The 19,236-nt window shown below is 71.8% G+C and carries 19 protein-coding genes and 1 pseudogene; 14 read left to right on the top strand and 6 right to left on the bottom strand.

The annotated features are described in order from the left end of the window. Positions 1-133: 133 nt before the first annotated feature. Together ACH5AF_RS07790 and ACH5AF_RS07785 are read left to right on the top strand one after the other, a co-directional pair. Positions 134-2,443 carry a heavy metal translocating P-type ATPase gene (locus ACH5AF_RS07790; RefSeq protein WP_398900580.1) on the top strand — a complete coding sequence of 770 codons (2,310 nt, stop codon included), beginning with the start codon at positions 134-136 and terminating at the stop codon, positions 2,441-2,443. A gap of 76 nt (positions 2,444-2,519) precedes the next feature. Continuing rightward, positions 2,520-3,170, top strand: coding sequence for a hypothetical protein (locus ACH5AF_RS07785; protein WP_398900579.1), 651 nt, complete (start codon positions 2,520-2,522; stop codon positions 3,168-3,170). Between the two features lie 206 nt (positions 3,171-3,376). Here the strand turns inward: ACH5AF_RS07785 and ACH5AF_RS07780 are convergent, their stop codons facing one another. Then, positions 3,377-3,646, bottom strand: a complete 270-nt coding sequence (locus ACH5AF_RS07780; protein ID WP_398901006.1) for a DUF4031 domain-containing protein — start codon at positions 3,644-3,646, stop codon at positions 3,377-3,379. After that, entirely contained in the window at positions 3,643-3,999 is a 357-nt protein-coding gene (locus ACH5AF_RS07775) for a hypothetical protein (protein WP_398900578.1), read from the bottom strand. The genes ACH5AF_RS07780 and ACH5AF_RS07775 overlap by 4 nt, the downstream gene beginning before the upstream one ends. A 56-nt stretch (positions 4,000-4,055) precedes the next feature. On the opposite strand from ACH5AF_RS07775, the gene ACH5AF_RS07770 reads away from it, so the two are divergent. The 5 genes from ACH5AF_RS07770 (at position 4,056) to ACH5AF_RS07750 (ending at position 9,535) form a co-directional block, all read left to right on the top strand. Continuing rightward, positions 4,056-5,006: a MurR/RpiR family transcriptional regulator gene (locus ACH5AF_RS07770; protein ID WP_398900577.1), complete on the top strand. Its 951-nt coding sequence runs from the start codon at positions 4,056-4,058 to the stop codon at positions 5,004-5,006. 43 nt (positions 5,007-5,049) lie between these two features. Further along, a complete protein-coding gene (murQ, locus tag ACH5AF_RS07765) occupies positions 5,050-6,021 on the top strand; it encodes an N-acetylmuramic acid 6-phosphate etherase (RefSeq protein ID WP_398900576.1) in 972 nt (323 codons plus the stop codon). 413 nt (positions 6,022-6,434) lie between these two features. Beyond that, positions 6,435-6,566 (top strand): hypothetical protein, encoded by a 132-nt coding sequence (locus ACH5AF_RS07760; RefSeq protein WP_398900575.1) that lies wholly within the window; start codon positions 6,435-6,437, stop codon positions 6,564-6,566. Continuing rightward, on the top strand, positions 6,563-7,888 hold the full coding sequence (locus tag ACH5AF_RS07755) for an MFS transporter (RefSeq protein ID WP_398900574.1): 1,326 nt from the start codon (positions 6,563-6,565) through the stop codon (positions 7,886-7,888). Before ACH5AF_RS07760 ends, ACH5AF_RS07755 begins: the two co-directional genes overlap by 4 nt. Beyond that, positions 7,889-9,535, top strand: coding sequence for a serine hydrolase (locus ACH5AF_RS07750; RefSeq protein WP_398900573.1), 1,647 nt, complete (start codon positions 7,889-7,891; stop codon positions 9,533-9,535). A 174-nt stretch (positions 9,536-9,709) separates the two neighbouring features. Here the strand turns inward: ACH5AF_RS07750 and ACH5AF_RS07745 are convergent, their stop codons facing one another. Further along, positions 9,710-10,675 (bottom strand): hypothetical protein, encoded by a 966-nt coding sequence (locus ACH5AF_RS07745; RefSeq protein ID WP_398900572.1) that lies wholly within the window; start codon positions 10,673-10,675, stop codon positions 9,710-9,712. A 276-nt stretch (positions 10,676-10,951) separates the two neighbouring features. On the opposite strand from ACH5AF_RS07745, the gene ACH5AF_RS07740 reads away from it, so the two are divergent. Together ACH5AF_RS07740 and ACH5AF_RS07735 are read left to right on the top strand one after the other, a co-directional pair. Further along, entirely contained in the window at positions 10,952-12,256 is a 1,305-nt protein-coding gene (locus ACH5AF_RS07740) for an MFS transporter (protein WP_398900571.1), read from the top strand. Between the two features lie 26 nt (positions 12,257-12,282). Next, complete coding sequence (locus ACH5AF_RS07735; protein WP_398900570.1) at positions 12,283-14,124, top strand: protein kinase; 1,842 nt, start codon at positions 12,283-12,285, stop codon at positions 14,122-14,124. Positions 14,125-14,144: 20 nt separating this feature from the next. On the opposite strand, the gene ACH5AF_RS07730 is transcribed toward ACH5AF_RS07735, so the two are convergent. Both ACH5AF_RS07730 and ACH5AF_RS07725 read right to left on the bottom strand, forming a co-directional pair. Beyond that, positions 14,145-14,354: a hypothetical protein gene (locus tag ACH5AF_RS07730; protein WP_398901027.1), complete on the bottom strand. Its 210-nt coding sequence runs from the start codon at positions 14,352-14,354 to the stop codon at positions 14,145-14,147. Next, a complete protein-coding gene (locus ACH5AF_RS07725) occupies positions 14,351-14,572 on the bottom strand; it encodes a hypothetical protein (protein WP_398900569.1) in 222 nt (73 codons plus the stop codon). Before ACH5AF_RS07725 ends, ACH5AF_RS07730 begins: the two co-directional genes overlap by 4 nt. A gap of 113 nt (positions 14,573-14,685) precedes the next feature. Here ACH5AF_RS07725 and ACH5AF_RS07720 point away from each other — a divergent pair, with 113 nt between their 5' ends. The 3 genes from ACH5AF_RS07720 to ACH5AF_RS07710 all read left to right on the top strand — a co-directional run bounded on the left by ACH5AF_RS07720 (position 14,686) and on the right by ACH5AF_RS07710 (position 16,875). Continuing rightward, positions 14,686-15,528 (top strand): helix-turn-helix domain-containing protein, encoded by an 843-nt coding sequence (locus ACH5AF_RS07720; RefSeq protein ID WP_398900567.1) that lies wholly within the window; start codon positions 14,686-14,688, stop codon positions 15,526-15,528. After that, a complete protein-coding gene (locus ACH5AF_RS07715; protein WP_398900566.1) occupies positions 15,509-15,775 on the top strand; it encodes a DUF397 domain-containing protein in 267 nt (88 codons plus the stop codon). The genes ACH5AF_RS07720 and ACH5AF_RS07715 overlap by 20 nt, the downstream gene beginning before the upstream one ends. A 521-nt stretch (positions 15,776-16,296) precedes the next feature. Then, entirely contained in the window at positions 16,297-16,875 is a 579-nt protein-coding gene (locus ACH5AF_RS07710; protein WP_398900565.1) for a Uma2 family endonuclease, read from the top strand. A gap of 21 nt (positions 16,876-16,896) precedes the next feature. On the opposite strand, the pseudogene ACH5AF_RS07705 reads toward ACH5AF_RS07710, so the two are convergent. Further along, a pseudogene (locus ACH5AF_RS07705) lies at positions 16,897-17,234 on the bottom strand (winged helix-turn-helix transcriptional regulator). An 8-nt stretch (positions 17,235-17,242) separates the two neighbouring features. On the opposite strand from ACH5AF_RS07705, the gene ACH5AF_RS07700 reads away from it, so the two are divergent. Both ACH5AF_RS07700 and ACH5AF_RS07695 read left to right on the top strand, forming a co-directional pair. Continuing rightward, entirely contained in the window at positions 17,243-17,395 is a 153-nt protein-coding gene (locus tag ACH5AF_RS07700) for a hypothetical protein (RefSeq protein WP_398900564.1), read from the top strand. A gap of 149 nt (positions 17,396-17,544) precedes the next feature. After that, positions 17,545-19,107 (top strand): hypothetical protein, encoded by a 1,563-nt coding sequence (locus tag ACH5AF_RS07695; RefSeq protein ID WP_398900563.1) that lies wholly within the window; start codon positions 17,545-17,547, stop codon positions 19,105-19,107. Positions 19,108-19,236: the final 129 nt, after the last annotated feature.

Genomic DNA, 19,236 nt, shown 5'->3' with positions numbered 1-19,236 from the left:
CCACCTGCGGCACGCACCGCCCCACGGGTCCGCCGGCCGGCCCCGACAACACCTTGCACTCCATACAGGGAGGGGGTATACATGGGAACCACCCAATACCCCTAGGGGGTATAAGTGACCACGAGGAGCAGGAATGCCGACCGCAGCCGCCGCCCACCCGGCCACCAGCGACGCGCGCGAGGTCGAGCTCGCCATCGGCGGCATGACCTGCGCCTCCTGCGCCGCCCGCATCGAGAAGAAGCTGAACCGCATGGAGGGCGTCGAGGCGACCGTGAACTACGCGACCGAGAAGGCGAAGGTCACCTTCGCCCAGGGGACCGAGGTCGCGGACCTGATCGCCACAGTGGAGGCCACCGGCTACACCGCCCAGGAGCCCGCGCCTCCGCGTGGCACCGACCCGGCGGACGAACCACCCGAGAGCGACGACCTCGCGCCGCTGCGGCAGCGGCTCGTCACGGCCGTGGTCCTGTCCGTCCCCGTCATCGCGATGGCCATGGTGCCGGCCCTGCAGATCGAGTACTGGCAGTGGCTCAGCCTCACCCTCGCCGCCCCCGTGGTCACCTACGCCGCCTGGCCCTTCCACCGCGCCGCGTTCACCAACGCCCGGCACGGCGCGGCGACGATGGACACGCTGATCTCCGTCGGCACGTCGGCCGCGTTCCTGTGGTCGCTGTGGGCGCTGTTCTTCGGGACCGCCGGTACGCCCGGGATGACGCACCCCTTCGAGTTCACGATCGCCCGCAGCGACGGCGCCGGGAACATCTACCTGGAGGCCGCCGCCGGCGTCACGGCCTTCATCCTGGCGGGCCGGTACTTCGAGGCCCGCTCCAAGCGGAAGGCGGGCGCGGCGCTGAAGGCACTGCTGGAGCTGGGGGCCAAGGAGGTCACCGTCCTGCACGACAAGCAGGAGGTCACCGTCCCGACCGCCGAACTCCGGGTCGGTGACCGGTTCGTGGTCCGCCCGGGCGAGAAGATCGCCACTGACGGCACCGTCGTCGAGGGCGCCTCCGCCGTCGACGCCTCGATGCTCACCGGTGAGTCCGTGCCCGTGGAGGTGGCGGTCGGCGACAGTGTCACCGGCGCCACCCTGAACGCCGGCGGCCGTCTGGTCGTCGAGGCCACCCGTGTCGGCACCGACACCCAGCTGGCCCGCATGGCGAAGCTGGTGGAGGACGCGCAGAACGGCAAGGCCGCCGCCCAGCGGCTCGCGGACCGGATCTCCGCCGTCTTCGTGCCCGTCGTCATCGCGCTCGCGCTGGGCACACTCGGGTTCTGGCTCGGCAACGGCTCCGGACTGACCGCCGCGTTCACCGCCGCCGTCGCCGTCCTGATCATCGCCTGCCCCTGCGCCCTCGGTCTCGCCACGCCGACCGCGCTCATGGTCGGCACCGGCCGCGGCGCCCAGCTCGGCATCCTCATCAAGGGCCCCGAGGTCCTGGAGACGACCCGCAAGGTCGACACCATCGTCCTGGACAAGACCGGCACCGTCACCACCGGCCGCATGACCCTGCTCACCGTCCACACCGCGGACAACGCCACGGAGGAAGAGGTACTGCGGCTGGCGGGTGCCCTGGAGCACGCCTCCGAGCACCCCATCGCCCGGGCCGTCGCCGCCGGCGCCGCCGAGCGAAGCGAGATGGGGGTCCCCCCGGCCGAAGGCCGGGGGAGCCTCGCGGCCCTGCCCACGCCCGAGGACTTCGCCAACATCCCCGGCCTCGGCGTCCAGGGCGTCGTCGACGGCCACGCCGTTCTGGTCGGCCGGACCAAGCTCCTCACGGAGTGGGCGATGGAGCTGCCCGCCCACCTCGCCCGCGCCCAGCACGAGGCCGAGGCCGCCGGCCGCACGGCGATCGCGGTCGCCTGGGACGGCGAGGCCCGCGCCGTAATGGAGGTCGCCGACGCCGTCAAGGAGACCAGCGCGGAGGCGATCCGCCGGCTGCGCGCCCTCGGCCTCACCCCGATCCTGCTCACCGGCGACAACAGGGCGGTCGCCGAGACCGTCGCCGCCGAGGTCGGCATCTCCCCCGAGAACGTCGTCGCGGAGGTCCTGCCCGAGGACAAGGTGAACGTGGTCAAGCGCCTCCAGGCCGAGGGCCGCAGCGTCGCCATGGTCGGTGACGGCGTCAACGACGCCGCCGCCCTCGCCCAGGCCGACCTCGGGCTCGCCATGGGCACCGGCACCGACGCCGCGATCGAGGCCGGCGACCTCACCCTCGTCCGCGGTGACCTCAACGCCGCCGCCGACGCCATCCGCCTGTCCCGCAGAACGCTCGGCACCATCCGGTCCAACCTGTTCTGGGCCTTCGCCTACAACGTCGCCGCCCTCCCCCTCGCCGCCGCCGGACTCCTCAACCCGATGATCGCCGGAGCCGCGATGGCCTTCTCCTCCGTCTTCGTCGTCGGCAACTCCCTGCGCCTGCGCGGCTTCAAGGCCGCCGGGTGACACCTGGCCCGAGCCGGGCCCGGCCCCGTCGTACCGGCGGGCGCCGGGCCCGCGCCGGCGGTTCTAGAGTCGGCACATGACCGACGCCGCCGCGGATCTCCGCACCCGCTGGACCCGGACCCTTGTCGCCGCCCGGCAGGGAGCGGACGGGCCCGACCCCGTGCCGTACGCCGACAACCTCCTCGCACGCTGGGCCGAGCCGCAGCGGCGCTACCACACCACGGAGCATCTGATCGCGGTGCTCGGCCATGTCGACACCCTGGCCGCCCACGCCGCCGATCCCGAACTCGTGCGGCTGGCCGCCTGGTTCCACGACGCGGTGTATCTGCCGGACCGTTCGGAGAACGAGGAGCGCTCCGCCGGGCTCGCCGAACGCGCCCTGCCCGAAGCCGGACTGAGCGCCGAGGCCACCGCCGAGGTCGCCCGCCTCGTACGCCTCACCGTCACCCACGATCCGGCCGCCGACGACAGCAACGGCCAGGTCCTGTGCGACGCGGACCTGGCGATCCTGGCCGCGCCCCCGAAGGCGTACGCGGCCTACGCGGCGGCGGTGCGCGAGGAGTACGGGTTCGTGCCCGAGGAGGCGTTCCGCGACGGGCGGGCGGCGGTGCTGCGCCAGTTGCTGCGGCTGCCGCGCCTGTTCCACACCCCGTACGGCGTCCATGAGTGGGAGGAGCCCGCCCGCCACAACCTCACGGTGGAGCTGGAGCTGCTGGCCGCGTCGTGAGCCGACGGGCGGCGGCACGGTCATCGACGCGGACCCCGGCTTCGCGTCGACCGCGTGGGCGGGCGCGGCGACGACGCATGGTGGTCATCGCGCCGGTCACCGTGTCGCCGCGGCCGCACAGCAGGTCGCGGCCGGTGACGGGCTCGACGGCGGTCCCGCGGGCAACGGCGGCGGCTTCGACCGAGCACCCCGACCGGACAGGGGCCCTACCCGGACGGGCGGTTCTTCGGTCTGCGCAGGCCCGCATCCGTGAGGCGGCGGACGAGCTCCTTGGAACCGATCTCGACCGCGCCAGCCGCCACCGCGTCCGCGTACCGGTGCGAAGGCACGTCGTAGTGGTCGCGTTCGAACGCGCGGCGCGGGCAGCCGATGGACTCGGCGAAGGCGTGCAGCTCCTCGAACGACACATCGCTGACCATGTGCGACCACATACGGCCGTGGCCGGGCCAGCTCGGCGGGTCGATGTAGACCGTCACCACAGCCCGCCCACCGGCGCGACCACGACCCCGGCCTTGCCGCAGACCCAGTGCGGATCCGGCCCGAGCTCGGGCTCGATCTCCAGCGCGTGCGGATCGCCCGCGTCGCAGACCGGGCACAGCGGCCAGCGGCCGTACCGTTCCAGCAGCGCGTCCTGGACGTCCTGGGCGACGAGCCCCGCGACGTAGGTGATGCCCTCGGGCCACTGCTCGGCCCACCAGCGGCGGTGCGCCACCGCCTCCTCGACCAGCGAGACGACGCCGGCATCCGCCACGTCACGGGTGGCCAGGTCGGCGAGCACCAGCGCGCGAGCAGCGTGCAGGGCCTGCTCCAGCGGGTTCGTCTCGTCCATACCGCCATTGTCGCCGGGTCTTGACGGCACCCGAAATTCGAAAATATCTTTCAGATGTGACCAATCCAGTGAAGGAAAGTTTCAACGGTGAGAGTCCGCCCTCCCCCGCCGCGCCCGGCGCCCGTGAGGTCCCGCCGCCCGCCGCCCTCGCGGCGAAGGTGCGCACCCTCTCGCCGTCCATGACCCGCTCCATGCAGCGGGTCGCCGAAGCCGTCGCCGACGATCCGGCCGGCTGCGCCGCCCTCACGGTCACCGGACTCGCCGAGCTCACGGGCACGAGCGAGGCGACCGTGGTCCGCACCGCCCGCCTCCTCGGTTATCCGGGCTACCGCGACCTGCGCCTGGCGCTCGCGGGTCTCGCCGCCCACCAGCAATCCGGCCGCGCGCCCGCCATCACCACCGACATCGCCGTCGACGACCCGATCGGGGACGTCGTCGCCAAGCTCGCGTACGACGAACAGCAGACGCTCGCCGACACCGCCGCCGGTCTCGACACCGTGCAGCTCGGCGCCGCGGTGGCCGCCGCGTCCACGGCCCGCCGCATCGACATCTACGGCGTCGGCGCGTCCTCACTCGTCGGCATGGACCTCGCCCAGAAGCTGCTGCGCATCGGCCTGATCGCGCACGCGCACGCCGACCCGCACCTCGCCGTGACCAATGCCGTGCAGCTGCGCTCCGGCGACGTGGCCATCGCCATCACACACTCCGGATCGACAGGGGACGTGATCGAGCCGCTGCGGGTGGCGTTCGACCGGGGCGCGACGACGATCGCGATCACCGGACGCCCCGACGGACCCGTATCGCAATACGCGGACCACATCCTGACGACGTCCACCGCGCGCGAGAGCGAGCTGCGCCCGGCCGCCATGTCCTCGCGCACCAGTCAACTGCTCGTCATCGACTGCCTGTTCATCGGCGTGGCACAGCGGACGTACGAGTCGGCGGCCCCTGCCCTCGCCGCCTCGTACGAGGCGCTCGCACACCGCCACAGCCCGCGCACGCGCTGACCCCCCGTACGCCGTACGTCCCGAGAAAGCAGAGCCGCTCCTCATGACCCCCACCTACGGTGAACTCCGCGCCCAGCTCGCCACGCTCACGACGGAGGCGTTCCGCCCCGAGCTCGCCGACATCGACCGGCTGCCCACGCTGGAGATCGCACGCATCATGAACGGCGAGGACGAGACGGTCCCCGCCGCGGTCGCCGCCCAACTGCCCGTCATCGCCGACGCGATCGACGCCACGGCCGAGCGCATGGCCTGCGGCGGCCGCCTGATCTACGCGGGCGCGGGCACGGCGGGCCGCCTGGGGGTCCTGGACGCCAGCGAGTGCCCGCCGACGTTCAACACGGACCCGGCCGAGGTCACGGGCCTGATCGCGGGCGGCCCGGCGGCGATGTACACGGCGGTCGAGGGCGCGGAGGACAGCAAGGAGCTGGCCGCGGCGGACCTGGACGCGCTGAAGGTGACCGGGGACGACACGGTCGTCGGCATCTCGGCGTCGGGCCGCACGCCGTACGCGATCGGCGCGGTGGAGCACGGGAGGGCGCTGGGCGCGCTGACGATCGGCCTGTCCTGCAACGCCGCGAGCGCGCTGGGAGCGGCGGCGGAGCACGGCATCGAAGTCGTGGTGGGTCCCGAACTGCTCACCGGATCGACGAGGTTGAAGGCGGGCACGGCACAGAAGCTGGTGCTCAACATGATCTCGACGATCACGATGATCCGCCTCGGCAAGACGTACGGGAACCTGATGGTGGACGTGCGGGCGTCGAACGACAAGCTGCGGGCGAGGTCGCGGCGGATCGTGTCGCTGGCGACGGGAGCGCGGGACGAGGAGATCGAGGCGGCACTGGAGGCGACCGACGGCGAGGCGAAGAACGCGATCCTGATGATTCTGGGGGGCGTCGACGCGTCCCGGGCGGCGTCGCTGCTGACGTCCTCGGCGGGCCACCTCCGCGCGGCCCTGTCCCACTGCCCCGCGCGGGGACCCGAGCACGGGGACGATTCAGCCCCTCCGGCGACTTGAGGAACGTGCCCGATTCCTCCGGCGACCTGAGGAACCGGCCCGATTCAAGCCGTCCGGCGACTTGAGGAACCTGCCCGATTCAAGCCCCTCCGGCGATTGAGGAGCGGGGCCGGGGCAGAGCCCCGCAACCCGGCCAACTCACAGAGCGCCCAAGGGGCCCTACCCATCCCGCGAGGGCCGAACACGGAGCCGTACCCAGCCCCTCCGGCGATTGAGGAGCGAGGCTCGGGGCAGAGCCCCCGCAACCCGGCCAACTCACAGAGCGCCCAAGGGGCCCTACCCATCCCGCGAGGGCCGAGCATGGGGCGAATTCAGCCCCTCCGGCGATTGAGGAGCGGGGGCCGGGGCAGAGCCCCCGCAACCCGGCCAGCCTCACGCGGCGCCCAAAGCCCGCCGGGGCCTACGCTCTCGCCATGCCCACCTCACCCCGCGACCGCGTCCTCGATCCGGCGCACGACGCCGCCGCCCTCAGAGCGCTCACGCACCCGCCGCGCATGGCCGGCCGCGGAAGCGAGCAAGAACACCTCGGGGAGGGCGGGGCATGACGCTCGACCCCCGCTCCGCCCGCCGCCGCTTCACCGCCGTCACCTTCCTGTTCTGGCTTCCCGTCGGCCTCTACATCCCCTCCCAGGTCCTGCTCCTGACCGAGCGCGGCATGGGTCTCGCCGTCGTCGCCGGTCTCTTCGCCGTCCACTCCCTCACCGTCTCCGCCCTGGAGCTGCCCACCGGCGGCCTGGCCGACGTGATCGGACGGCGGCCCGTGCTCGCCGCCGCCGGAGTGCTCAATCTCGCCGCCCTCACCGCGCTGGCCCTCGGCACCACCGTCTGGGCGCTGGCCGCCGCCATGTTCCTGATGGGCGCGGGCCGCGCGCTGTCCAGCGGCCCCGCGGAGGCCTGGTACGTCGACACGGTCCAGGCCCACTCGGGCCCCGGTGCCGAGCTGCGAACCGGGCTCGCCCGTGCGGGGACCGCCTCCGCCGCCGCACTGGCCGCCGGGACACTCCTCGGTGGCGCGCTGCCGCTGCTGCTCGGCCTCGGCCCGGATCTCGGGGCCCGGCTGCGCGACGCCACCGCCGGACTGGTGCTGCCGCTGTCCGTCCCGGCCCTGCTCGGCACGGCCGTCGGCGTCGGTTACACCGCCTACGTGTTGACCGCCCTGCCCGAGCCGCCCCGTCCGCGCACCACCCTGCGCGCGGTGCTCCGCGGTGTGCCCGCCACCGTGCTCGGCGGACTGCGCCTGGGTGCCGGGGACGCGCTGATCCGGCGGGTCCTGCTGACAGCGGGGGCGGCTGGTGCCGGGCTGGCCACCGTGGAACTGCTCACCCCCGGCCGGGCCGCGGACCTGACGGGCGCGCCCGAGTCCGGCGCCGTGCTGTTCGCCGCGCTCGCCTGCACGGGGTTCGTCTGCACCGCGATCGGCAGCCACTTCGCGCCGCCGGCCGCCCGGTTGACCGGCAGCGGCGAGCACGCGGTGCTGGCGAGCATCTGCGTGAGCGCCGCCGGACTGATGCTGCTCGGTGTGACGGCGGCGTCGGACGGCCCGGCCGCCCTCGCCCTCGCCGCCCTCGGCTACGGCCTGGTCTACCTCGGCCTCGGCGCGGCCGGTCCGAACCAGAACGACCTGCTGCACCGCCGCGTCGACGGCACCATCCGCGCCACCGCCCTGTCCGCGCAGTCCCTCGCGCTCCAGTCGGTCGGCGCGCTGGCGGGCGTGGTCGCCGGCGCCCTGCCCTCGGGCCCGCCGCCGTGGCTGGTCGGCGCGGCGGTCTTGGGCGCGGCCGCGCTGCTGTGGGTCCGCAGGTCGGAGCCGGGCGGCCCGCTGCCTGGCGCGTGCCTCCCCGCGACAGAGGCCGCCGCCGGGCGTTGAATGGAACGCATGGGTGTCCGACGAGTCGGAAGGCACCGCAGAGGCAGGGCCCGCGCGTATGCCGCGGCAGGTGTGGCCTCTGTGCTGGTGGCGACGTACGCGACGACGACGGCGGCGGCAGAACCCCGACCCCGGTCCACCGCGTCCACCACGTACCCCGCGCTCACCGCGTCCCGCACCGCCCCGGTGCTCACCGACCGCCAGGTGGCCGACGCGGTCGCGAAGCTCGACGGGCAGATCCGGGCGGGCATGGAGAGGACCGGTGTCCCGGGCGTCGCCGTGGCCGTCGTGCACAAGGACCGGGTCGTGTACATGAAGGGCTTCGGCGACCGCGAGGCCGGCAAGCCGGGCGCGGTGTCGCCGGACACGGTGTTCCAGCTCGCGAGCCTGTCGAAGCCCCTCGCCTCGACCGTCGTCGCCGACGCGGTGGGCGACAAGGCGATCGCCTGGGACACCCCCGTCACCCGGCATCTGCCCGACTTCGCGCTCAAGGACCCGTGGGTGACCGACCATGTGACGGTCGCCGATCTGCTGTCGCACCGCAGCGGCCTGCCCGACCACGCGGGAGACCTGCTCGAAGACCTCGGCTACGACCGGCAGTACATCCTGGGGCATCTGCGGTTCGAGCCGCTGTCGCCGTTCCGCGCGAGCTACGCGTACACCAACTTCGGTGTCACCGCCGCCGCCGAGGCGGTCGCCGACGCGAAGGACACGACCTGGGAGAAGCTGGCGGAGGACTCGCTCTACGGACCGGCCGGGATGAACTCGACCAGCTCCTCCTTCGCCGACTACGAGAAGGCGGCGAACAGGGCCGCCACCCACGTGGAGAACGCGGACGGCACCTGGGAGGCGAAGTTCGTACGTGACGCCGACGCCCAGTCCCCGGCGGGCGGCGTCAGCTCCACCGCCCGCGACATGGCGACGTGGCTGCGTCTCCAACTCGCGGACGGCAAGCTCGGCGACCAGCAGATCGTCCCCGCGGAGCAGCTCCAGCGCACGCACCTGCCCGAGATCGTCTCCCAGCCTCCCGACGGCCCCGCGGGCCGTACCGGCTTCTACGGCCTGGGCTGGAACGTCGGCTACGACGACCAGGGCCGCCTGCGCCTGAGCCACTCCGGCGCCTTCGGCCTGGGCGCGAACACCAATGTGACGATGCTGCCCGGCGAGGAACTGGGCATCGTCGTCCTCACCAATGGCAAGCCGGTCGGTCTCGCCGACTCCGTCGCGATCAACTTCTTCGACACCGCGCAACACGGCAGGCCCACCCAGGACTGGCTGCCCCTGATCGCCGGTGTCTACGACAAGGAGGAGGCGGAGGGCCGCTCCCCCACCGACTACACGAAGCCGCCCGGCGACGCGTCCGCCGCCAAGGCCGACGACGCGTACACCGGGACGTACAGCAACGACTACTACGGCCCGCTGACGGTCACCGCCGACAACGGCGAACTGTCGCTGAGCCTGGGCCCGAAGCCGATGCGCTTCGCCCTCACCCACTACGACGGGGACACGTTCAGCTTCGAGACGGTGGGCGAGAACGCGGTCGGCCGCACGGGGGTCACGTTCACCGTCGGCGAAGGCGGCAAGGCGTCGAAGGTGCGGGTGGAGCGCCTCGACGAGAACGGCCTGGGCACGTTCACCCGCGAATGACCCGCGAACGATCCCCGTCGCGAACGGCTCCGGACGCGAGCGCCCCCCGGCTGATCCACGGCTGGAGAACCGGCCGACAGGTGCGAACGCCCGTGTCGCCGGTGACCTCGGAATCAAGCTGCGGTGACTGCGGTGCGGGGCCAGGGGTGTCCGGCGCATAAGTGGACCGAGTCGTCACCGCAGTGTCACGCCGTACCGCCGGCGCAGGCGGACGACCTCCCACCACGCCACCGCCGACACCGACGCCGGGCCGCCGATCACGGCGCAGATCTGAAGGAGCGGCGGCCCCGGCGGCATGCCGGCCGTCGCCAGGTTGATCGCCGCGAGCTCCCACACCAGCACGCCCGTCAGCAGGGCGGGGAGCGCGGCGTGGATCTCGGCGGTGTTGAACGCGCCCCGCACGACCGCCGACGAGGCGAAGGCGACGAAGAAGAGCACCCACAGCACCAACAGGAGCAGGGCGAAGGACAGCAGCGTGCTGGGCACGCCGTCCGGCAGCGCCCGACTGAGGAATATCAGCCCGGCGAACAGGATCGGCACCGCCGTGAAGGCACCGAAGTACCGCAGCGCCAAGCGGACCGCCGGGCGCACTCGCGCGCGCATCCCCGCCCGCGCGTGCGCGGGCGCGAGACGCAAGAGGACCGCGATCACGACGGGGGCCGTGAGCAGCAGCAGCCACGGGGTGAGGGCCAGCCGGAAAAGCGCCTGGTCCTGGACCTGGGACCAGTCTGCCTCCGTGCCGTACGCCACCAGGATCGCGAAGGACGCGGCGAGCGCGATCCAGGCGCGGAACTTCTGCACGCGCATGACGTCCGGGTCCTGGATGCGGCGGTGGGCGTTCGCGGGGAAGGCCCTCCGGGCCTTCGTCCGGGCCGAGCGTGCCAGCGGGTAGCAGATGAACAGGATCAGCGCCGGCCAGACGCAGAAGAGCATCACGATCCAGGCGCAGCCCGGCAGCGGAATCCGCCGCATCACCTCCCGCAGCGGCGGCCACTCGTCCTCGCGGAACCGCTGCCACAGCGAGGTGGCGGGCGGCCGGTACGGTGGGACGTACGGCGGCGGCACATAGGGGTACGGCGGCGGAGGCTGCCCCCCGTTCGGCTGCCACGTCGGGTGCGGGCCCTGTCCCCCGAAAGCCACGCCGGTGTCCTTCCTTCGGTGAGTGATGCTGCCGTTATTGCTGGATCTCGGGACACAGTCAACTCCCCATGGGCCGACGGCACATGAGAATGAGGCTCCGGATACGGCAGGAGCGACGGAAAGCACTGGGCCCTCGCGCCCCGTCGGCGTACCCTCGACCGTATGAGCCGACGACGACATTGATCCACGGCAGCAGGTCCAGGAGCGGACTGTCGAGGGCCGCCGCGCGGGTGAGCACCCGACGTCCCCGTCCGCTCTCCCGAAGGACCACACACCATGCTCACCGCTGTGCCCTGCCCGCCCGGCCCGTCCGACCCACGGGTCCGCGCCCTGACGCGAAAGCTCTACGTCTACGCGGGACTTGAGGACTTCGTCCTGCTCTACCCGGTGTACGCGCTGCTGTTCGCCGAGAACGGCCTGACCACCGCCGAGATATCGTCCCTCTTCGCCATCTGGTGCGTCGTCGGCCTGCTGGTGGAGGTGCCCTCGGGCGTGTGGGCCGACGCCGTCTCGCGCCGGGCCATGATGGTCCTCGGCCCGCTGCTGTCCGCCGCCGGGTTCGCGCTGTGGGCCGTGACCCCGTCGTACGCCGCCTACGCCGCCGGTTTCACGCTGTGGGCGGTGGGCGGTGCGTTGCGCTCGGGCGCCGTGGAGGCACTGGTCCACGACGAACTCGCCCGGCTCGGCGCGGGCTCCCGCTACGGCCGCGTCATGGGCAGGGCGGCGGCGGTGAGCATGGGCGCGACGGCCGCCGCCACCGGCGCTGCGGCCCCCGCCCTCGCCGTCGGCGGCCACACCCTGCTGTGGGCCGCGAGCATCGGCTCCTGCCTGCTGTGCGCGACGGTCGGCGCGACGCTGCCCGAACACCGCGACGCCGCGCACCCCGCAGAACCTCAAGCCCCCGAAGGAGCCGAAGCGCCCGACGTCCTTGAACGCCCCGAAGCAGCAGGCCGGCCCGGCTACCTGGCGACGCTGCGGGCGGGCCTGGACGAGGTGCGCGGCAGCCGGTCCGTCCGGCGCGCCATGGTGCCGGCCGTCGTGATCACCTCGCTGTGGGGTGCGCTGGACGAGTACGTGCCGCTCCTGGCCGCCTCCACGGGCGTGGCGACCGAGACCGTCCCGCTGTTGGTGCTCGTGGTGTGGGTCGGCGTGACGCTGGGCTCGCTGCTGGTGGCGGCGGGCGAACGGCTCTCCGCGCGGGCTCTCGGCGCGCTGGTCGCCGCCGCGGCGGCGGCGCTCGCGGCGGGCGCACTGTCGGGCGAACCCGCCGGCTTCGTGTTGATCGGTGCCGCGTTCCTCGTGTTCCAACTGGCGGACGTGCTCGCCGACGTACGCCTCCAGGCCGCGATCACCGGCCCGAGCCGGGCGACGGTCACCTCGCTGACCGGTCTCGGCACGAACCTGGCGTCCCTGGCCGCGTTCGGGGCCTACGCGGCGCTGTCCCCGCACGCCTCGCACGGCGTGGTCTTCGCCCTGCTGGCCGTGCCCTACTTGCTGGTCGCCCTCGCGTCGGCCCGCCCGGATCCCGGTGCCAACGCCAAGACTCGGCAGAGCAGTTCGCGACCGTCCCGCCTCCTATAACCTGTCCGCCATGCGCGGGGGATTACATGAAGCACTCTGACGTCAACGGCAGCGGTGCAAGGCCGCTGGAGCCGGGCGATCCTCGGAGGATCGGTTCGTTCACGCTGATCGGCGTGCTCGGATCCGGCGGTATGGGACGGGTCTATCTCGGCACGGCGTCGGGGCGGTACGCCGCCGTCAAGCAGGTGCTGCCGACGCTGGCCGAGGACAACGACTTCCTCCGCCACTTCGGGCACGAGCTGGACAACCTGGCCAGGCTGCCCACCGGGGTCAGCGCCCGGCTGCTGGCCAGTGACCGCACGGCGCAACCGCCGTGGTTCGCCACCGAGTACATCCCCGGGGTCACCCTGAGCGAGGCGCTGCGGCTGCACAACGGCCCGCTGCCCGCCGAGGCCCTCTGGCGGCTGCTGCGCGACGCGGCGAACGGCCTGCGCGCGGTGCACGCCGCCGGCATGGTGCACCGTGACCTCAAGCCCTCCAACGTCATGCTGACCCTCGACGGCCTGACCCTCATCGACTTCGGCGTGGCGCGGGCGGCCGACCAGAGCAGGCTGACCAGGACCGGCGTGGCCATCGGGACACCCGCCTACATGGCTCCGGAACAGGCGGTCGCCGACAGGCGGTTGACCGGTGCCTTGGACGTGTTCGCGCTCGGCAGCCTCCTGCTGTACGCCGCGAACGGCCGCCCGCCCTTCGGCGACGGGTCCGGGCCCGACGTCTTCTACCGCATCGTCCACGAGGCACCCGACTTCGGGCGGCTGCCCGACACCGCCCCGGACCTGGCGGCCGTCGTCGAGTCCTGTCTCAACAAGGACGCCTCGGCCAGACCGAGCGCCGCAGAGCTGTACGAACGCGCCCGCGGTCATGTGCCGAAGGCGGCGACGTCGCTGTGGCCGCCCGTCGTCTCGGAGCGGATCACCGAACGGGAAGCCTTCGCCATGACCCCGCCGCCGGTCGAACCCGAGCCGGAGTCGCCGGCACCACCCGAGACCCGGGAGCCGGCGCGCGGGCCCGAGTCGAAGGAACCCGACACGCCCCCGGCCGAGGCGGCCGGCCCGACGTCCCGCAGACCGCGCGAACGCCGCACCCGCGTGCTGTTCCTCGCGATCCCCGTCGTGGTGGTCGTGGGCACGACCCTCACCATCGCGCTCGCGCCCTTCGGCGGCTCTCCGAAGGGGAAGGGCCCGGGCGGCACGACGCCGACGGCCGTCGCCTCGCCGTCCGAATCCGCAGCGGGAGGCCGCTCCCCGAACCCCACGGTCCCGGCATCCCGGCCGCCGGGCGGCACATCCGAGCCGAGCTCCACCCCCTCGTCCGGCGCGCCGGGCAGCGGGCCGGGAGACGGCGGGGCGGCCGGGAGCACGGCCGGAGGATCGACCGACTCCGGCGGTTCGAGTGGCTCGGGTGATTCCGACAGTCCGGGCGGCTCGGGCGGGGACAAGCCTTCGGCCCAGCCCGCACTCTCGGGGACGCACCTGCTCAGGGGCGCCGCGACGGGCCGGTGCCTGGCGGACTCGTACTCCGCCTACTCGGGCTCCTCCGTGTCCAACTCGGTGTGCGGCGCACCGTCGGGCAACGGGACCACCATGAACTACCGATGGACCTACAAACCGATCTCCGGCAACACGTTCCAGCTGGTCAGCCAGGGCAGTGGCCGTTGCCTCGAATCCCGGAGCTACGCGGGCATCGCGATCGCGGACTGCAACGGCTCCGAAACCCAGGCCTGGCAGATCAGTGCCACGAAATCGAGCGGCCACACCCTCCAGAACGTCGCGGAGAAGACCTGTCTGCGGATGTCCGGCTCCATCGGCTTCGAGACGACCTCCTGCAACCCCTCGGAACCGGCGCAACTCTGGCGCAATTCCTGACCGCTTCCGCCGCCCGGCCGCTACGGCAGCCGCCCTTCCGCGTTCCGCTGCCGCACCCGGGCACGCAGGACCTCCCTGGGCGGGGCCGGCCGTAAGTCCTCGGGCGGGCAGTCCCACTCCCGGCCCCCGCCCGGCGGCCGCAACTGTACGTACGGGCCGACCCGCCCCATGACGACCCCCACCCGCCCGTCCCGGATGTCGACGGCGTACGCGCCCTGCGGCACGGTCACCTCTCCAACCCTTGCAGCACGGCTGCGAGCCGCAGTGCGGTGTCCAGGTTGCAACGCCCCAGGTCCACCAGTGGATAGGGCATCTCGCTCGCGAGCGAGACGACGTCGACCCGCAGGGACGGAAGTGTCACCGACACCACGTCGAGCCCGTGCCTCAGCTGGGCGATCACCTCCTCGGCGGCCCGCAGCCGCTCCGCCGCACGCACGACCTGCCCCATGACCGGCACCTCCACCACTGAGTGTTCGCTTTCCTCACCCAGCGTGTCCGTCCGCCGCTAGCCTGGGAAGAGACGGCGGCCCAACAACGCGACCTGTCGATCAGGGAGATGCCATGCCCGGACCCAAGGACCTCGACCCGTCAACGTCTCCCAGGGCGCTGCTCGGCGCGGAGCTGCGCCACGCGCGGATAAAGGCCGGCCTCACCCAGGAGGAGCTGGGCGAGCCGCTGTTCGTGAGCGGCTCCTACATCGGCCAGATGGAGTCGGGTACGCGCCGGATCCTCCCGGAGCACGCGGTCCGACTGGACGAGGTGTTGGGCACGGACGACTTCTTCACACGCAACTGCAAGGCGTCCAACAAGTCGCGTTATCCCGACCACTTCGCGGAGGCTGCGGAAGCGGAAGCGGTCGCGGAGACCATCAAGGAGTACGCGCCACAGCTGATCCCGGGCCTGTTGCAGACGGAGGCGTACGCGCGTGCGGTGTTCCGGGCGTACCGGCCCACGGCCGCGGAGGATGTCATCGACGAACTCGTCGAGGCGAGGCTGGACCGCGCGCGACTGCTGACCGATCCAACAAAGCCGTTGTTGTGGGCGGTGCTGGACGAGGCGATGTTACGCAGGCAGGTCGGCGGCCCCGGCGTGATGGCGGAGGCGCTGCGACACGTGGCCGACCTGGCCCGGCGGCACCGGATCATCGTGCAGGTGCTCCCGTTCGACGCGGGAGCGCATGCGGCGATGGGCGGTGCCCTCAAACTGATGTCCTTCCCCGACGCACCCCCGCTGTCTTACCTGGAAGGCCCTGGATCAGGCCAGTTGGAGGACGATCCGGCCACGGTCACCCGCCATCAACTGGCCTACGATCTGATCGGGGCCAGCGCACTGTCGCCGGAAAGATCCTTGGCCCTGCTCGAGTCAGTGGCGGAGGATTACGCATATGAAGACGAGCAGCCCTGAGTACGACCTGACAGCGGCCGTCTGGCGGAAGTCCAGCTACAGCGGCGGTGACGGCGGGGACTGCGTGGAGGTCGCCACCTGGCGCAAGTCCACGTACAGCGACGGCAGCGGTGGCAACTGCCTCGAAGTCGCTGACGGCCACCCCGGTGTCGTCCCCGTCCGCGACTCCAAGGACCCCGACGGCCCGCACCTCACGTTCCCTACCGCCGCCTGGTCGGCCTTCGTCACGGACCTCAAGGACGCCTGACCGGACGCCCTGGCGCTCACGTGCCGAGATTTGAGCGCTCTTGAAGGGAATGGGCGGAGGGGCCTCAACCCGCCATCAACCCTGGGGTGTTGACATCGGGCGACCGACTTGCCACGGAGCGTTCATCGCGCTCTACCGTTCCGACAACCGAACGAAACGACCCCCGTCAGGTGCTACCAACACCTGCGGGGGTCTCGCCAATGAGGTCGAAAGAGACTCGATCCATGGCTGACAGCCAGCTTGGTGCTGCCCTGCATCCGCTCGCCGACCCCGGCTACCGCAATCGATCCTCCCGGCCAACTACTTCGCCGCGAAGACGGTTTCACGCATCTGCGGGGTCCCCGCGAGCGCGAGGCGGCCGTCGCGACATGCATCGACCGGCTGCCGCCACCGGCCAGCGTCCACGCCCTTGCCACCGATGCCCGCGCGGCGGCTACCCGCACCTCGGAAAGGACACAGGCATGGCAGTTCAGCTCGCCCGCCCCATGAACAGGGCACCATGGAGGGGAGGAGGCGAGGATATGACACCCATTTCCGCCGAGCACCCGCAGATGTCCGTAGAGGACTTCGAGGAGATCGAGCGTCACGCCCCGGAGACGGTGCGGCTCGAGTTCATCAACGGAAAGCTGGAGGTCAAGCCCGTGCCCGACGGTGACCACGGAGAGATCTTCATGTGGCTGCTCAGGCAGTGCATGCAGTACCGCCCCGACCTCGACCTCTACCCGGAACGCGGACTGGTCGTCGAGGCCTACCGCAAGGGACGGTCTCGGCCGGACGGAACGCTTGCACCGACGGGGCACTTCGCCGGCCATGGTGAATGGTCCGGGACTCAAGGAGTCCTCATGACCGTTGAGGTCACCTCTCACGACGCCGACACCGACCGCCGCGACCGCGTCGAGAAGCGCGACGGCTACGCCCAGGCCGGCATCCCCGTCTACCTGCTCATCGACCGCGACTCCGACACACTGGTCGTCCACAGCGAGCCCAAGGACGGCATCTACCATCTCGTGCGGACCTATTCCTACGGCGAGACCGTCGAGCTTCCCGACCCGGTGAACATCACCCTCGGCACCGAGAAGCTCAAGAACTACTCGGGCTGATCCGCACAGGAGACATCCTGTTCAACGGCCGGCCGCCACATCCTCCTCCGCCTCGTCGAACTCCTGCCGCGCCCGCTCCACCTTCGGCAGGTTCCCCGTGGACCACTCCGCCAGGTGGGCGAAGAGCGGGCCAGGCTGCGCACGAGGTCGCTGATCTCGCACTCGCCCCGGGGCGGCACCTCCGGGTAGTACGTGCGCACCACCAAGCCGTCCCGCTCCAGCGGCCGCAGACGCTGGGTCAGCACCTTCGCCGCGATCGTGCCGATGGCGCGGTGCGGCACGACGAGGCGCTACCGCCCGTACTGGTTGAGCGTCAACAGGATCGGCGTGGTCCAGCGGCTGAAGACGATGTCCAGCACGGGGGTTCGTGCCGCCCGGCGTCGTCGACGGGACGCTGGACATCCTGGGCAGGCCGCTCCCCGCCGAGCAGCGCGTCGGCGGGGACGTCGGACGAGTCCTCGGCCGCCCGGCCGCGCCCTTCGCCGCGTGGGCGGAGCGCAACCGGTCGGCCTTCGCATGAGGGAGCCCGAATGAGCGCGGGGCCGGTCCACGGTTCCTCGACACCTCTCGATGTCAACGCCCGCTGACGTAATCTGACGTGCCCAATGCTGGAATGCGCCGGTACGCGACGTCACACGGAAGAATCACCGAACTGCGAGAGGAATCCCCATGGCAGCGGCGACGGCGACGGCGAGTCGGGCGGAATCGCGTGCGGCCCTGGGCCGGTACCCGCGCACCGGAAGACTCGTCTCCTGCTTCGCTCCCGTCGCTCTTTCCCTCGCCCTGGGACTGTGGGGAATCACCCGCGAAGGCACCATGTGGAGAGACGAGTCCGTCACCTACCAGGTTGCCCATCGGAGCCTGTCCGAGACGGTTGCTCTCCTGCATCACGCCGACGCGGTACACGGCCTCTACTACCTCTTCATGCACGGCCTCTTCGCCGTATGGGAGGGCGGCCTGATCACCCTGCGGCTGCCTTCTGTGCTCGCCACGGCTCTCACGGCAGGACTGGTGGGAATCACCGCACTCCGGCTCACCGCCCGTCCGGTCGCGGGCCTGCTGAGCGGGCTGGTCTTCGCTGTGACCCCGGAAGTGCAGATGTACGCGCAGGAAGGGCGCTCGTACGCGATGGTCTGCGCACTCGTCGCCGTCGCCACGTACCTCTTCGTCACGCTCATGCAGCGCACCTCAAAGGCTCGTTGGTGCTGTTACGCGCTCGCGGTGCTGACGGCCTCGCTGCTGCATGAGTTCGCCCTGCTCGCCCTCCTGGCGCACGGCATCACCCTGTATCGCTTCCGACCGCCGGCCAGGATCCGGCGGCACTTCGCCGTCAGCGTCGCCGGCGTGCTCATCGGCCTGCTGCCGCTCGCTGTCCTCAGCATGAGTCAGTCGAGCCAGGTCTCCTGGATCGGCGGCCCCACGCTGCGCGAGTGGTTCGAGATCGCGGGCGTCGCCCTCGCCGCCTCTGCCTGCGCGGCCTACCTGTCCCGGCCGGGACGACAGGCCGATGTCACCAGGTTGGCCTTTCCCCTCGCGATCGTGCCCAGCGCGACGTTGCTGCTGGCAGCCGTCCATGAACCCATGTACGTGGACCGGTACGTCCTTTACACCAACATCGGATGGGCCCTCCTCGTCGGTACCACCGTCACCTGCCTGACAGACGACGCCGGAAAGACGGCCCTTCTCCAGAATCGGAAGATCCGCGTCTCTGCCGCTGTCGGCGTGGTCGCCGCACTCGTCACAGCAATGCTGCCGGTCACTCTCCAGATGAGGACGCCCGACAGCAGGAAGGATGACGTCACCGCCATCTCCACAGAGGTCGAGAGGCTGTCCGACGTCGGGGACGCCGTTCTCTTCGCTCCCGCCAGGCGCCGGGAGTGGATGCTCTCCTACCCCCACCAGTTCACGGGCCTGACCGACGTCGCCCTCAAGGACGAGCCCGCCACGTCAGGGACCCTGCAAGGTGTCGAGCTCGCCCCGGGCGACATCCGGGAGCGCCTGGCACACGTCGACAGGATCATCGTCCTGAGCGACCCCAAGGGCCAACCAGTCGACTCGAACGCCGAGGAAACAGTCAAGCGAGAGGTCCTGGACCGTGACTTCGCCGAATGCCGACGGGTCGAGCTCAAAGGCGGGCAGGTCACTCTCTACGCTCGCTCGGCCTGCCCACCCGTCATACCCGACGCCATGCCGGACCACGGGAACACGCCCAGCCCGGCTGCCACCGACTGACTGTGAGGATGTGGACGGCACCGCTCGGGGTCTGACTCTCCGACTGCCCCGGGACGACGCCGGGGAACGCCCGAGGGCGGCACCCCTGGGAGTGGGGTGCCGCCCTCGGCCTTGACGGACGGGTCCGAT

Origin of the sequence: Streptomyces sp. NPDC018833, assembly GCF_044390825.1 — a bacterium.
Lineage (GTDB): Bacteria > Actinomycetota > Actinomycetes > Streptomycetales > Streptomycetaceae > Streptomyces.
This window is presented reverse-complemented; position numbering and strand designations above follow the sequence as displayed.